The sequence below is a fragment of the Streptomyces sp. NPDC023527 genome, assembly GCF_055560115.1.
In genome coordinates this window covers 104,454-119,080 of the sequence record NZ_JBVHJJ010000019.1, presented here as the reverse complement: position 1 = coordinate 119,080, position 14,627 = coordinate 104,454, and the positions used below count along the sequence as shown (strand labels likewise).

General features: G+C 70.3%; 11 protein-coding genes. 7 read left to right on the top strand and 4 right to left on the bottom strand.

Annotated elements, in window-relative coordinates:
- The first annotated feature begins 111 nt into the window (after positions 1-111).
- From ACZ303_RS30525 to ACZ303_RS30505, 5 genes are all read left to right on the top strand, one after another.
- Positions 112-816, top strand: a complete 705-nt coding sequence (locus ACZ303_RS30525; RefSeq protein ID WP_467343721.1) for a hypothetical protein — start codon at positions 112-114, stop codon at positions 814-816.
- 24 nt (positions 817-840) lie between these two features.
- Entirely contained in the window at positions 841-2,943 is a 2,103-nt protein-coding gene (locus ACZ303_RS30520; protein ID WP_467343720.1) for a CHAT domain-containing WD40 repeat protein, read from the top strand.
- A complete protein-coding gene (locus ACZ303_RS30515; protein ID WP_467343719.1) occupies positions 2,940-3,170 on the top strand; it encodes a hypothetical protein in 231 nt (76 codons plus the stop codon). Before ACZ303_RS30520 ends, ACZ303_RS30515 begins: the two co-directional genes overlap by 4 nt.
- A 211-nt stretch (positions 3,171-3,381) precedes the next feature.
- Complete coding sequence (locus tag ACZ303_RS30510; RefSeq protein ID WP_467343718.1) at positions 3,382-5,217, top strand: CASTOR/POLLUX-related putative ion channel; 1,836 nt, start codon at positions 3,382-3,384, stop codon at positions 5,215-5,217.
- Between the two features lie 160 nt (positions 5,218-5,377).
- Positions 5,378-5,869 carry a hypothetical protein gene (locus ACZ303_RS30505; RefSeq protein WP_467343717.1) on the top strand — a complete coding sequence of 164 codons (492 nt, stop codon included), beginning with the start codon at positions 5,378-5,380 and terminating at the stop codon, positions 5,867-5,869.
- A gap of 7 nt (positions 5,870-5,876) precedes the next feature.
- Here ACZ303_RS30505 and ACZ303_RS30500 read toward each other — a convergent pair whose 3' ends face one another.
- The 4 genes from ACZ303_RS30500 to ACZ303_RS30485 form a co-directional block, all read right to left on the bottom strand.
- Entirely contained in the window at positions 5,877-7,160 is a 1,284-nt protein-coding gene (locus tag ACZ303_RS30500) for a NucA/NucB deoxyribonuclease domain-containing protein (RefSeq protein WP_467343716.1), read from the bottom strand.
- 529 nt (positions 7,161-7,689) lie between these two features.
- Complete coding sequence (locus tag ACZ303_RS30495; RefSeq protein ID WP_467343715.1) at positions 7,690-8,073, bottom strand: VOC family protein; 384 nt, start codon at positions 8,071-8,073, stop codon at positions 7,690-7,692.
- Between the two features lie 57 nt (positions 8,074-8,130).
- Positions 8,131-9,342: a cytochrome P450 gene (locus ACZ303_RS30490; protein ID WP_467343714.1), complete on the bottom strand. Its 1,212-nt coding sequence runs from the start codon at positions 9,340-9,342 to the stop codon at positions 8,131-8,133.
- A gap of 58 nt (positions 9,343-9,400) precedes the next feature.
- Positions 9,401-10,189, bottom strand: coding sequence for an aminotransferase class IV (locus ACZ303_RS30485; RefSeq protein WP_467343713.1), 789 nt, complete (start codon positions 10,187-10,189; stop codon positions 9,401-9,403).
- Positions 10,190-10,417: 228 nt separating this feature from the next.
- Between ACZ303_RS30485 and ACZ303_RS30480 the strand changes: the two genes are divergently transcribed.
- Together ACZ303_RS30480 and ACZ303_RS30475 are read left to right on the top strand one after the other, a co-directional pair.
- Positions 10,418-13,408, top strand: a complete 2,991-nt coding sequence (locus ACZ303_RS30480) for a LodA/GoxA family CTQ-dependent oxidase (RefSeq protein WP_467343712.1) — start codon at positions 10,418-10,420, stop codon at positions 13,406-13,408.
- Entirely contained in the window at positions 13,405-14,565 is a 1,161-nt protein-coding gene (locus ACZ303_RS30475; RefSeq protein WP_467343711.1) for an FAD-dependent monooxygenase, read from the top strand. The genes ACZ303_RS30480 and ACZ303_RS30475 overlap by 4 nt, the downstream gene beginning before the upstream one ends.
- Positions 14,566-14,627 lie beyond the last annotated feature (62 nt).

Here is a 14,627-nt window from a genome sequence, read left to right as displayed (position 1 = left end):
GGATGTAGTTGATGGTTCTGCTATTCGCCGCACGCGTAACTCCAAGGCGAGGTCGGGGCCGACGGGCTTCGGCCGCGAAGCAGGTGGTCTCACTCATGAAGGAGTTGAGCGATGCCTCTCGCCATCAAGATCATACTCATCGTCATCGGCATTCTCCTCCTGGTGCTCGCACTGATCGGTAGCGGCATCTCGCGGCGCTTGATGACCATCCCGAAGATGCACCGGGCGCCCCGCATCATCCTCGCCGTTCTCGGTGCGTTGCTGCTTGCCACCGGAGGGTTGCTCCTGGCGCTTGAGACGGAGAAGCACGGTCCCTCGCTGGCGGACCTCAAAGCCCACATTCCTCCCGAGGTGACGGGTAATCTTAACTGCGAAGAGCAGGTCGAAGCCCCCAAAGGGGCGGTTCAAATGATGTGCAGCGACGCGCGCGACGACATGCCGAACCAAGACGCCTACTACATCATGTTCCCGGATGGGAAAGCCATGCAGGACTACTGGGCTAAGACCGTCGATCCGGAGAAGCTCCCTGGAACCGAATGTTCCAGCAAGGAAGACTTCCAGAAGGGTTCCAACACGACTTACACCCTGGGTGACGCGTCCGACACAATCGGCGACGAGGCCTGTGGGGAATCCCCTGACGGCGTCGCATCGGTCAGTTACACGGATCAACGATTCAATATCATCGTGCAAGCCGCCCATAATGATCCCCAATCCTTTTCCCAATTCGTCGACTGGGTCGACAACGTCTCGCATCCCGTAGAGCCGACGAACTCCACAGCTGCGACACCTGTCCAGCCCCCCGCGGGAACGCACTGACCCGGCCGGAGGGAGCAGGACGCCATGCCGACGGAGTTCGACTTCGTGGTCGAGATGAGCGAGGCGCCCGGTGGCTACAGCATCGAGGTGTCGTCGCCGTGCGGTGAGGACCGTGCCCTTGTCGACCTCGATGCTCACGAGCTGCTGAGCAGGCTCCCCGCGCTGAAGGCAGCGGTTCTCGGCTCCGCGGCGCGCTCGCGAGGTGCGGGAAGCGAACTCGAGATGCCTGTCCGGCAGATCGGCGGCACTCTGTTCAACTCGGTATTTCAAAACGCAATCAAGGCGCTCTACCTCTCCAGCAGGCAGAAGGCGAAAGATCACGACCAAAGGCTACGACTCGTTCTTCGGGTCCGCTCACCTGAACTCGCCGCGCTGCCCTGGGAGCTTCTTTACGACACGAAGCTCGGTGGCTACCTGTGTCTGCATCACCCGATCATCCGCTACGTCGAAGTCCTGGAGCCGGTTTCGCCGCTTCGAGTGGAGCCGCCTCTTCGCATCCTGGGCATGGTGGCTCTTCCCGGCTCGCTGGGCGCGCTGGACGCAGAGGCCGAGCAGGAGAGCCTGAGCACCGCGCTGAAGCCGCTCATCGACGAAGGCACGGTACAGCTCGACTGGGTGCCGGGCCAGACCAAACAACACCTCCACCAAGCGCTCCTCGGCGGCTGCCATGTCCTCCACTTCATCGGTCACGGGCGGTTCGACGAACGCCGCCGCCAAGGAATGATCCTCTTCGCCGATGAGATGGGGCGGGAAGACCCGCTGCACGCAGAGGTTCTCGGCTCGCTCATCAGCGTCGCCGAGCCCGCGCCACGCCTCGTCGTGCTCAACAGCTGTGAGACAGGAACGTCGAACGCACAGGAGCTGTTCTCCAGTACGGCGGCCGAACTGGAACACACCGTGCCCGCAGTCGTGGCCATGCAGTTCCCTGTCACCGACAAGGGGGCCGTTCTGTTCTCCAGGAACCTCTACCTGGCCCTCGCGGCCAACCGGCCGGTCGACGAGGCAGTGCGCACGGGCCGCATCGCATTGCGGGCGGACAAGGACGACAGCCTTGAGTGCTTCACACCCGTCCTGTACCAACGCAGCAGCGATGCCCATCTCTTCGACTTCACCCAGCCGAGAAAGAGCACTCCCCCCAGGACGACAGTCGAGGAGATCAACCAGCTGGAGAAGGAAAAGCAGGGTGGAGAACCCGCTGGGCAATCCGCCCCGCCGATCACCCCATCCCTCAAATCTCCCCTCGTCGGCATCGCACCACGATCAGAGATCGACACGGATCATTGGGTTGTGAGCATGGCCGTCCATCCACAGGGCCGGCTGCTTGCCACTGGAGCTCGTAAGTTGGTGCGGATCTGGGACGTCACCACCGGCCAGGTGACATGGGACCGTCGGCTCGGCGGTTGGAGCACGATGGTGAACGCGATCGCCTTCAGCGCCGACGGTAGAAGACTGGCCACCGGCAGCACGGACAACATCGCGCGCGTCTGGGACATGGCGACCGGTCACCTCTCACTGGAGCTGACGCACGAGCATTTCGTCAATGCAGTGGACTTCGATTTCAGCGCGAGATACCTGGCCACCGGGAGTGCGGGAGCCTCGGCCCATATCTGGGATCTCGGTTCCGGTGCAAAGATATTGACCGTGCGTCATACCCGCGCGGTCAGAGACGTCATGTTCAGTCCTGACGGACGGCTCCTGCTCACAGCATGCGATGACAGAAGCGCCTACGTCTGGAACGTGGACACGGGCGAGCGAAAGGCGCAGATCCCTCACGAGGATTTGGTACTCGGTGTTGCGTTCTCTCCCGATGGACGGAGACTTGCGACCTGCGGCGAGGACCGAACTGCCCAGGTATGGGAGACGGAAACGTGGACCCCGCTCTTCTGTATCGAGCACCGCAGCGGCCTGAGAGCCCTGGCGTTCAGCCCGGACAGCAGCCTGATCGCCACCGGGGGCGAGGACGGTGCCGTAGGCGTGTGGCGGGCCGCCACGGGGGAGTCGCTGTTGCAGGTCAAACACAAACGCTCAGTGAACGCGGTGGCCTTCTATCCGGACGGTCAGTACCTCGCGAGCGCGGGCGAAGACAAGCTGGTGCGCAGTACACGGCTCCCAGAAACCAACGCGTGATCGCCAGGCCGCGCTCGCCCACCCGGCACCTGCGCCGCAGCGTGCTGCGGATGCGCTTCCACAGTGCGCGCGAGCTGGGCCTGTGCGAGAGCGACCCGACGCGGGGCCTGGATCCGCCGCGCCGGGTACGCGGTGGCGTGAGGCCGCTGCGCGAGGACGAGGCGATCGCGCTACGGCACGCGGCGGCATCGCCCCGCCTGCGAGGCGCAAGCCGTCCAAAAGGATGAACGCCACCCCGATGCGGTCTCCTCGCTCGCGGTCAAGCACCACGCTGCTGGCGTGCGCAAGGAAGGCAGGGAGGCGCTCCCCCGGCAGCGGACCGATGGCGGACGCACGCATGCGACGAAGCGGATGAAGGCGGCACCTGCACCGCGCGGGCGACCGGAGCCCCGGCGGGGCACCCCTGCGGATCGCCTCCGGTACTGGTTCGACAACACGATGGCGCGAGGCACCTCCGCCCTCATCGGGTGGCTGGCCCTAGCCTGTCTGGCCGTGGTCGTTCCCGCGAGCGCGCTGCTCGTGTGGACCGACCGCCGTGCTCCCGCCTCCCTCCAGGGGAAGATCGCGGCGGTGTGGCGGAACATCGGGCAGACCTTGCGGCTGGGCGGGGACGTCGGACCACCGCTGAGCGTCGCGCTCTCATTGCTGCTGGCCCTGGTCGCCCTCCTCTACGTTTCGGCCCTCGTCGGCCTCCTCACAGCCGGCATCACCGAGAAGCTGACCGCTCTGCGCCGCGGCCACTCCACCGTGCTGGAGCACGGCCACACAGTCGTACTGGGATGGTCCGAGCAGACGCCCACGGTGGTCGCCGAACTGGTCGCGGCGCTGGCCAACCAGCGGCGGGGCACGATCGTCGTCCTCGCCGACAGGGACAAGACGGAGATGGAGGAGGAACTGCACGGCACCGTCGGGGAGACGGGTCGTACACGGGTCATCTGCCGGAGCGGGCGTCCCACCGACCCCGCCGCCCTGGCGAGGGTCAGCCCATCGTCGGCCGACGCCGTTCTCGTCCTCCCGAGGGACGACCCGTCCGACGACGCCGAGATCGTCAAGACGCTGCTGTCCCTCCGGGCCACGGTGGGAGAGGACTGCCCGGTCCAGGTCGTGGCAGTGGTCCGCGACGACCGGTACCGGGTCGCCGCCCAGCTCGCCGCGGGTTCCGGCGCGACCGTTCTGGAGATCGACGACGTGTCCGCGCGGCTGTTGGTGCAGTGCGCCCGGCAACCCGGGCTCTCCCTCATCTACCAGGACCTTCTCGACTTCGCCGGCGACGAGTTCTACACGGTCGAGGAACCGGCACTGGTCGGTCGCCGCTTCGGCGAAGCGCTCGCCGCCTACCCCGTCTCCTGCACCGTGGGCATCGTCCGGGCCGGTGGGGATCTCGTTCTGAATCCGCCGTCGGCGACGGAGATCCTCGCCGGTGACCGCCTCGTCGTCATCGCCGAGGACGACGGCATCACCGTCCTGCCCGACGAACCGCCGCCCGTCGACCCGGCGGTGATCGTGCCACGGCCCGCGCGGGAGATACGTCCCGAACGGGTGCTGCTGCTGGGGTGGAACCGCCGCGCACGGCGCGTCGTGGACCAGCTGTCGCGGAGCGCCGCCCGCGGTTCGGTCCTCGACGTCGTCGCCGACGACCGGGCGGCCACAGCCACGGCGGTCCGGGCCGCCGGCGCGGCGAGCGGCGACACGTTGTCGGTCGTCTTCCACCCCGGTGACCCCACGCTGCGCGAAACGGTCGAGCGTCTCGACGCCGCCGCGTACGACGGTGTCATCGTCCTCGGCGCCGACCGCCGGACAGGCCACGCCGAACCGGACGACCGGACCCTGGTCACGCTGCTGCTCCTGCGCGCCCTGGAACGGGAGAGCGGGCACCGCGTCCCCGTCGTCACCGAGATGGCCGACGACCGGAACCGGGCCATCGCCCCGGTCAGCCCCGGAGCGGACTTCGTCGTCAGCGGCAAGTTGGTCGGGTTGCTGATGGCGCAGATCTCCCAGAACGAGGATCTCGCCGCCCTCTTCGAGGAGTTGTTCTCCCCGGGGGGCAACACCGTTTACCTCAGGCCCGCCGGCCACTACGTCGAACCTGGACGCGCGGCGTCCTTCGCCACCGTGGTGGAGTCGGCGCGGCGCCAAGGAGCCTGCGCCATCGGGTACCGGTCCCAAGCCGACGCGGCGGTGTGCCCGGGGTACGGGGTGCGGGTCAACCCTCCCAAGACGGAGGTCCGGCGGTGGTCGGACGGGGACGAGGTCATCGTCATCGCGGCGGACTGACGGGTTCCACGAGGCGTAGGCGACGGCAGGTCCGGTACTCCGGAGCGGTTACGGTCGCGTGGCATCGCCGGGCACACCCCGACACGCCCTACGGGCTACGGTGAGTGGGTCACAAGACGGAAGTGTGCGCACGTGGTCTCTGGCGTGGCGGGAGGTCGGCATGACGACTGTGGTACGGATGTCCGAACAGCTGGTGGGCGTCGAGCGAAGCCAGTTCGCGCTGTGCGACGCGACCGCGCCGTTCGACGGACGACCGTGGGAACTACCGGCCCTGGAGGGACGGCAGAGCGCGGTCAACGGAAGCGGGTTGACGGTGGCCAGCACCGTGGCGATGCACGACGCGGATGTGCGGCTGGAGTTGTGGGACGCGCCGCCTCCACCGGAATCCGGTGGGGCGTCGGCGGAGTGTGTGCTCAGTGTTCCCTCCGGCACGGTGACGGCCTGGGCGGTGCCGCACGGTCCGGTCGGCGAGCCGATGGCGCTCGACGGGCCCGGCTCGTATGCCGTCCGTGTGTACCGGTACGGGGGCGGCCCGGAGGCGCGGGCCCGGCAGGATGCCGCGGACCCGCCGCTGTTCACCGGTCTGGAGCGGTTCGTGATCCAGTTGTGGCGCTGTCCCCCGTCGGGCGGGCCCGACGGGGGACAGCGGTGATGGCGGTTCAGCGGATGCTGACGTAAAAGGCGTCCTTGTGCAGGATGCGGTCGGCCACGTACCAGTTGTTCAGGTCGGTTCCGGCGTTTCCGTTCTGGGTGCCGTTGACGTACTTCACCGAGAAGTTGCCGTCACCCTTGCCCGCGCCCTCCCAGGACGAGGCGAAGGGGTATTCGTCGCACTCCTCGTCCGCCTGGTGCGAGAGCGGGGCACAGGTGCTGCGCACCACGTTGCGGTTGTTGTTGTAGGCCGTGGTGGCCGCGGCGTCCCAGGTGGACATCAGCCGGTGCAGCGGCTTGCCCGAGGCGATGCCGCCGGGAATGGACTTCGTGCCGCCTGCGGGGGCCGGCGGGTAGGTGGCTCCCGGGTTGCTCTGGGCCAGCTGGACGTGGCGGGCGACCGCGCCGTTGCGCGTGGAGCCGACGCTGTACTCCGCCATCACCGGCATGACGCGGTCGAAGATGCCGGCACCGTTGGACCCCAGGTAGCTCGCGGAGTCGAACCGGACCCCGTTGTCGAGGACCGTCCCGGTGCCACCGGTGTTGGTGACGGACGAGCGGATGGCGCAGCGTGCCACCTTGTCGCGGCCGTAGCCGTCGGCCGCGGCCGAGGAAATGGTGTAGATGGCGGTCTGGCCGGCCTGCCAGGCGCTCAGCAACTGCGGCCCGGAACCGTTGACACCGCACGCCTTGTTGCTTCCGTCGGGACCGGAGTAGCCGGCGGTGGCCCAGCCGATGGCGAGCTTGCCGTCCGTGGTCGTGCCCGTGCGCACGACGTTGTCCATGCCGGTCACCAGCCGGATGACCCGGGAGCCCTTGGTGCCTTCGCCGGCGGTGGTGTGGCGCCAGGAGACCCGGCCGATCACTTTGCCGCCCTGCACCACGGAGTAGGCCAGGGGCGTGACGTGGCAGTACTCGTAGTGGTTGATGATCCGTTCACCGGAGTTCGGGAACAGGCGCCGGCAGGCACTCAGGTCCACGGCGGTGGGCGCGGCACTGCCCTGGTCCGCGGAAACGTAGGACAGACCCAGCCGTTGGCCGGTCTCGTCACCGTGCTCGTTCAGCGTGGCGGGCGGCCGCGGCGCCGGCTCCCGCCACCGGGCGGCCTCCGGCGCTCTGCTTCCCAGAGCGGGCAGGGCGTGGTGGGCGTCGACGATTTGAACGGGTGTCATGGTGACCCCCGCCGTCGCGTCATGGGCGGCGGGCTGTGCCGCCGCGTAGGAGATGGGCAGAGCGGTACAGGCGGCGCCGACCAGAACAGTGGTCAGCGCGCGGCGTATCGGCCAGTGCATGGACGCTCCTCGAGTCGCTCCTCGCGGCCTTGACCGGCCACGAGCCATCGACGCTAGGTTCGTCGAACAGACGCACACAAGGCATGTGCTACCTCAGCCGTCCCGGGACGGCCGACTTTCGGCCATGTGTGTCGGCGCGCGTCACTTGCGTCCGGCGGCGTCTTGGATGTGGGGTCCTTACCCGGGCGAATACATCCCGCCGTTTGAGGGCGGTATGCAGGACCTCCAGCACACAGAACGTCCACGCCTGCTTGTCGATCAGCCCGTTCGGCGCCGGTACCGGATCGGCCGGCACCGGCCGCCACGTGGCATCCAGCAGCGACTGGTGGACCCGTTGTGCTGGTACCAGGCCTCGCCGGCGCGCTCCACCCCTGAGGGGCCGAGCTTTTCAACGGTGCGCAGTCCGAGGCCTCACGGCGGGCACAAGCGCGGTCGGACTGGGCGGGAACCCCGGGGCCCCGGGAAAGAACCGCGCCCAGGCGGCGCCAGCCGAAGCCGCGTACATGGCCTCGCACGAAGGACACAATGGTCACAGGGGCTTGAGCCGGGTGCGCAGGAGGCAGAACTCGTTGCCCTCGGGGTCGGCCAGGACGTGCCAGCTTTCGGTGCCGGTCTGGCCGATGTCGACGGGCCTTGCGCCGAGGGCGAGCAGTCGTTCCAGCTCAGCATCCTGGTCGCGATCGGTGGCGTTGACATCGATGTGCAGCCGGAGCTTTCCCGTCCTGGGAGCACTGGTCGGGCTCAAGACGAGGGTGGGCCGCGGGCCGCCGAAACCGGTGTCGGGCGGGCCGATCGCGATGCTTCCGTCGCCCTCCCGATCGAACTCGACGTAGCCGAGGACGTCGCTCCAGAATGCGGCCAGCCGGTCGGGGTCCGCGGCGTCGATGACCAGTTCACTGATTCGGCATGCCATGGCCGTCACTTTACGAGATGACGTGACGGCTCCGTCGCTTCCCACTGTGAGGTGACGTCAGCACTCCACGAGAAGCTCCCCCAGCCCCCGGATCACAAAGCCGGGCTTCCACTCCGGTTCCGCCGTGAGCCGGAGGCGGGGCGCCCGCCGCAGCAATTCGCCGAAGGAGGCGGCGAGTTCCAGGCGGGCGAGCGGCGCGCCCAGGCAGTAGTGGATGCCCGCGCCCAGGCTGATGTGGGGGTTGTCCGCGCGGGTGATGTCCAGGCGGTCCGGGTCGGGGAAGCGGGCGGGGTCGCGGTTGGCGGAGCCGAAGAGGAGGGCGACCTCGCTGCCGCGCGGGACGACCGTGCCGGCGATCTCGATGTCGTCCAGGACCCACCGTTCGAAGAGCTGCAACGGGGTGTCGTAGCGCATGAGCTCCTCGACCGCTCCCGGCAGGAGCCCGGGGTCCGCGCGCAGGGCGGCGAGTTGCTCCGGGTGGCGGAAGAGCGCCCACCAGCCGTTGCCCGTGGTGTTGGTGGTGGCTTCGTGGCCCGCGTTGAGCAACAGGACGCAGGTCGAGACCATTTCCTGCTCGGTGAGCCGGTCGCCTTCGTCGTGCGCGTGGACGAGCGCGGTGATCAGGTCGTCGCCGGGGCGGGCGCGACGATCGGCGATCAGTTCCCGGAGGTAGGCGGAGAAGTCGAGGGAGGCGCGGACGGCGTTCCGCGCCTTCTCCTCGTCCGGGTTGAGCTCGTACATCCCGCAGATCGCCGCCGACCAGGGCCGCAGCAGCTTCCGGTCGGCCTCGGGGATGCCCAGCATCTCCGCGATGACGGCCACCGGCAGCGGCTCGGCGACCGCGCCGATGAGATCCCCACCGCCCTCGGCGAGCAGCTCGTCCACCAGCCCGCGCGCCAGCCGTGCCACGACCGGCACCAGGTTCTCGACCGTGCGCGGAGTGAACGCCTTCGACACCAGGCGCCGGATGCGTGTGTGGTCAGGCGGTTCGAGGTCCAGCAGGCCGTTGCCGTTGAGGACGTGGAACGGCTCGTGGGCCGCCGGAGGGACCGGGCGCCCGAACTCCTCGTGGGAGAACCGGTGGAGATACGTCCGGCCCAGCCGCCGATCGCGCAGCAGCGCCCGGACGTCCTCATGGTGCGGCACCAGCCACTGACGGCTCGGCTCGAACCAGTGCACCCGCCCGGCGGCGCGCAGCCGCTCGTACCCCGGATAGGGGTCGGCGACGAACCGGGGAGACCACGGGTCGAAACCGGTGTTCGCATCCATGTGCGGATGCTAGCGGTGAGGGTGCGGGCCCCGGGAGGTCTCATGCCCGTGATCCCGGTCAGATCACATCCCACGGCGCGGCCGTGTACAGCTGCCGCAACATCCCCACGGGCTCCGCGGTCGGCGGGAAGGGCACCTCGTCGATCCGTGTGACCGGGGAGACTCCCAGGGAGTTGCAGACGAACGCGGCGTCGAAGCGCGCCACCTCGTCGAGCCGGATCTCACGGCGCCGCCACAGCAGGCCCGCCCGGTCCATCTCCCGCCGCAGCACCAACATCGTGATGCCGTCCAGGGCGGGGGCCGCGGGCCAGATCACCGTGTCCCCGTCGATGAAGCCCACGTTGGTGATGGCGCCCTCGGCCACGGTGCCGTCGGGCTCCACCAGCAGTGCCTCGTCGAATCCCTCGGCCTTCACCCGCCTGAGGTGGTGAACCTGCCCGAAGACGCCCACGTGCTTGAGGTGGGCGGCGGGCCGCACGTACGGGACGCTGCGCAGGCTCTGCGGGCCGGGCTCGGGTACGGAGGGCCGCACGATCACCGCTGTCACGGTCCCGCCGCCGGGTTCCGGCTCGTACACGTAGACCCGGACCGAAGCGTCGCGCACTCCTGCCTCGCCCATGGCCTGCCGGATCCGGCCACGGACCAGCGCGCCGTCCAGCCCCTCGCCGAAGAGCTCCTCGGTGGCCTTGTCCAGCCGGGTGAGGTGGAGGTCCAGCCCGCGCACCCGGCCCTCCCGGACCTGCATGGCGGTCATGTGGCCGTAGCCGCCCATGAGCGCGAGGAACAGCGGATCGGCGTCGACGGCACGGCCGTCGACCTCGACGTACGGGGTGGAAAGATCATTCATGTCCACCACCGTACGTGGCGGGCTGCGCGCCGCGGGGGCGGGTGCTTGAGCACCGTTACGGCCTGCCGGTGCTCGGCCCACTACGGCGACCGGGTGATATTTCGCGAACCCCATTCATCTGTTATTCGCATTTCGCATGACGACGGATGCGCGAAGGGCAGTGATATCCCAGCCGTGCGGGCGAAAGGCCCCTCGTCCACTCCACTCTGCCGACAGAAGGGTCACGTCATGAGCGGGACGTCCGCTGTCCCCGGGGATTTCCCCGAGGCGCTCCCCGACTGTGCCGCCGATCCCGTCGCGGCCCTGGTGACCGAGTTCGTGGACCGGCGGATGGGAGGCAGGATCGCCCGGGGGCAGGACCCGGTCCTGCGGCCGGTCTTCGTCAAGTTCCACGGCGTCGCCCGCGGCGTGCTCACCGTCGATCCCGCTCTCCCGCCGGACCTGTGCATCGGCTTCCTGCGAGCCGCCGAGGAGCGGACGGGCGGCCTGACGGCCTGGGTGCGATTCTCCAGCGACGTCCTCCCCGACCTGCCGGATCTGCGCAGGACGGCCGGCGTCGGCATCAAACTGTTCGACGTGCCCGGCCCGAAGCTGGTCGAGCGGGAGAGCCGGGCGGACACCCAGGACCTGATCCTGCAGAACCACGACGTCTTCTTCGTCGACACCGCCCGGGACATGTGCGAGTTCCAGCAGGACCCCGCGGCCTACCGGCGCGACCATCCGGTCACCGACCGCATCCTGCGGGAGATGCGCAAGCCCGAGGAGAGCGTACTGACCGCCACGTACTGGGGCGTGCTCCCGTACGCGTTCGGCCCGGACCGGTACGTGAAGTACAAGCTCGTACCGGTCGGCTGCGCACCGGGCGACCCGCAGGCGGCCCCGCCGGACGAGAACCCCTCCTTCCTCCGCGGCGACCTGCGACACCGGCTGGCCGCCGGCGAGGCCGCCTTCGACCTGCTGCTGCAGTTCCGCACCGATCCGGACCGCATGCCGCTGGACCGGGCGACCGTGCGCTGGGAGGAATCGCTGAGCGCCCCCGTGAAGGCGGCGAGGCTGACCCTGCACCGGCAGGACGTCACGGCCCGCGGCCAGGAGGCCTACGGCGACAACCTCGCCTTCAACCCCTGGCACGGCCTGCCCGAGCACCGGCCGGCCGGCAGCCTCGGGGAGGCCCGCAAGGTCGTCTACGCCACCTCGGCCACCCGCCGCCGCGACGCGAACGGCGTCCCGGCGGTGGAACCCGGCCCGGCCCGGCCGGCGTCCACCGAAGCGCCCGGCCGTGACACCCGGATCGTCCGGGCCGCGATCCACCCCGCGATCGGGGTGGCGCGGATCGGGGACAGCGCCGAGGAGTTCTTCCTGGGCCCCGAGGTGGACGACGCCCCTCCGCTGCCCACCGGGGGCTACAAGGACGCGACCGGCGCCCTCAAGCGCCAGGCGGCCCGCTTCCGGGTGTACGGCTTCAACGCCGCCGGCGAGCCGGTCGCCGAGCTCACCTCGGACAACGCCGACCTCCGGTGGACCGTGCACGTGGCCAACGAGAAGGCCGCCTGGTACCAGTTCCAGCTCGCGCTGGACATCCCGGAGGCGGCCCAGGCCCCCGCGACCGCGCTGCGCAACGCCGCCGTCCCGGAACCCGAGCGGCACCGCCTGGTCATCGATCCCGGGCCCCGGTCCATCCGCGGCGCCAACCGCTCGGGCAAGCCCGAATACGTCTTCGACACCGGCACCTTCATGGACAGGCCCGTCTACCTGGGCGAGCTGCGCACCGACACCGCCGGCCGACTGGTCTTCCTCGGCGGCCGCGGGGTGTCGGCCTCCAGCACCAACACCCCGGCAGGACACTTCGCCAACAACGACACCTGGCACGACGACATCTCCGACGGCCCCGTGACCGCCGAGGTCCGCATCGACGGGCGTCCCGTGCCGGTCGACCCCGCCTGGGTCGTGGTCGCTCCGCCGAACTACGCGCCGGAGCTCAAGTCGGTGCGCACGATGTACGACCTGCTGCGCGACCTCTTCGTGTCCGCGGGCACGCTCACGGCGCCGCGGCAGGTCTCCTTCACCCGCGAGGTGCTGCCGCTGCTGCGGCGCCTGTGCGACCTGCAGTGGGTCAACCACGGCTTCGCGGCCCACTTCGGGCACGCAGGGCGCGAGCACCTCCTCGCCCCCGAGCGGCTCGCCCGGCTGGCCGACCCCCACCCCCGCAATGCCGAACTGCGCCACCAGATCTGGGCGACGATGCGGGACATGGACCGCGACGGCGCCTCTCCCGTTCCCTGGCCCGCGATCTACGGGGACGCGATGGGCACGCGCCCTCCCTCGCCGCGGCAGCACCTGGCGCTCACCCGGCTGCAGTACCGGTTGCTCGACCGCTGGGCCGCCGGGGACTTCACCGCCGACCACGACCCGGCCGCCACGGCACCCACGTCCCTCGACGAACTTCCCCTGGCCGAGCGCCCCCGGGCGCTGGATCAGGCCGTTCTGTCCTTCTGTCTGGCCGACGCCTTCCACCCGGGCTGCGAGTTCACCTGGCCGATGCGCCACTTGACCATGTACGCCGCCCCCTTCCGGCTGCGGCACCGCGACCCGGACACACCCGAGCCCTCGTACGGTCCGACGCTCACGCCCCAGCAGGCGGTCGCGGACGACGGCCCGGTGAATGCACAGGGGCCGGGTGACCTGACCCGGTGGATGGCCGTGCCCTGGCAGGCGGACACCGCCCGCTGCCGGTCCGGCTACGGCGCCCGCTACGACCCCTACCTCCCGACCTTCTGGCCGGCACGGGTGCCCAACCACGTGCTCACGGAGGCGGACTACAGGACCGCCCTCGACACCACCCGCACCCCCGAGGAGCGCCGGACCGCCTTCGAGAATCGCGCCGTGTGGGACAGATGGCTGCCCGCCACCAGCCCCGCGGCCCAGATGAACGCCATGGTCAAGGACTTCGGCAAGCTCGGCCTCGTCGAACGGCGCGAGGGGCCGACCGACGACCCGGAGCTCCCCCGGGCCATGCTGGTGGAGTCCGAAGTGGGCTTCACCCCGAGCACGCCCCCTCCCGACCTGCGCAACCTGGTGTGCCTGCACGTGCCCGAGGCCGCCGACCCCGCCCACCGGGACGAAGCGGTGGACGCCGCCCTGCGCACGGTGGACCGCCCCGGCGAGGAGGTGCTGGCGGGCTACTTCGAGAAGATCGTCCGCTCCACGGACCGGCGGTGACCGCCCGCACCGCGCCCCCGGCGGGCGGGCGCTTCGAGGTGGTCGTGGCCGGCGGCGGCCCCGCGGGCGCCGTGGCGGCTCTGCTCCTGGCCCGGGCGGGCCGCCGTGTCCTCCTCGTCGACGACCGCGCCGGGCCGCCCGGGGCCGCAGGGCTCACCATCGGGGAGACACTGCCGCCCGCGGCCCGGCCGCTCCTGGCGGACCTGGGGCTGTGGCCGCACGTCACGGCCGGTGGACACCTGCGGTCCACCGGGACCCTGGCCGCCTGGGGATCGTCGGAGCTGTACGACCGCAGCGACGTGTTCGACCCGAACGGACACGGCAGGCACCTCGACCGAAGCCGCTTCGACGCCTCGCTGCGCGGTGCCGCCGTGGCCGCGGGCGCCGAACCCCGCCGGGCCACCGTCGTGCGCCACCTCGCCCAGGGCACGGACCAGCGGATCCTGCTGCGCCGGGAGGGTGCCGTCGAGGAAGTGCGCTGCGACTGGGTCGTCGACGCGACCGGCCGCCGCTGCGTCATCGGCCGCCGCCGAGCCGTCCGGCACCGCAAGGACCGGCTCGTCGCCGCCTACGCCCTCTTCGACCGCCACGTGTCGCACGGCCGGAGACCGGACGACGACCTGCGCACCCTCGTCGAGGCGGTGCCCCACGGCTGGTGGTACACCGTCAGGATCCCCGCCGGTCGACTCGTGGCGCATCTGACCGACACCGACCTCGCCCCTCCCGCGCTGCGCACGCCCACCGGATTCCTGGCCCACGCCGCACGCACCCTGCACCTGCGGAACCGGCTGGAGGGTTACGCCCCGCCCGCGGCCGCTCCGCGCTGGGCCGCCGCTCACAGCCTGCGCCTCTCGCCGCCGGCGGGGGCGGGGTGGCTCGCCACCGGGGACGCCGCCCTCGCCTTCGACCCGCTCTCCTCCCAGGGCATCCTCACCGCCCTGCACACCGGGGCCCTCGCCGGCCGCACCGTCGACCTGTGCCTGCGCGGCACCGCCGGCGAGGCCCTCGCCGAGTACGCCGCGTTCCTCGACGGCATCGCCGACGTCTACCTCGGCCACCACGCGCACTACTACGGCCAGGAACGGCGCTGGCCGACGCACCCTTTCTGGAAGCGGCGCATCAACCCCTCCCCGGCTCCCGAGCAGCGCCCGGTATGACGGTCAGAGGCAGACCCGCTCCGTCCGCCCGGCCGACATCGCGGTGACAGCGATTCGGGAAC

Coding starts and splice junctions, on each gene's coding strand:
- ACZ303_RS30505 (WP_467343717.1), top strand. CDS start 5,378: ATGACGACTGTGGTACGGATGTCCGAACAGCTGGTGGGCGTCGAGCGA.
- ACZ303_RS30495 (WP_467343715.1), bottom strand. CDS start 8,073: ATGGCATGCCGAATCAGTGAACTGGTCATCGACGCCGCGGACCCCGAC.
- ACZ303_RS30500 (WP_467343716.1), bottom strand. CDS start 7,160: ATGCACTGGCCGATACGCCGCGCGCTGACCACTGTTCTGGTCGGCGCC.
- ACZ303_RS30480 (WP_467343712.1), top strand. CDS start 10,418: ATGAGCGGGACGTCCGCTGTCCCCGGGGATTTCCCCGAGGCGCTCCCC.
- ACZ303_RS30525 (WP_467343721.1), top strand. CDS start 112: ATGCCTCTCGCCATCAAGATCATACTCATCGTCATCGGCATTCTCCTC.
- ACZ303_RS30485 (WP_467343713.1), bottom strand. CDS start 10,189: ATGAATGATCTTTCCACCCCGTACGTCGAGGTCGACGGCCGTGCCGTC.
- ACZ303_RS30510 (WP_467343718.1), top strand. CDS start 3,382: ATGGCGCGAGGCACCTCCGCCCTCATCGGGTGGCTGGCCCTAGCCTGT.
- ACZ303_RS30490 (WP_467343714.1), bottom strand. CDS start 9,342: ATGGATGCGAACACCGGTTTCGACCCGTGGTCTCCCCGGTTCGTCGCC.
- ACZ303_RS30520 (WP_467343720.1), top strand. CDS start 841: ATGCCGACGGAGTTCGACTTCGTGGTCGAGATGAGCGAGGCGCCCGGT.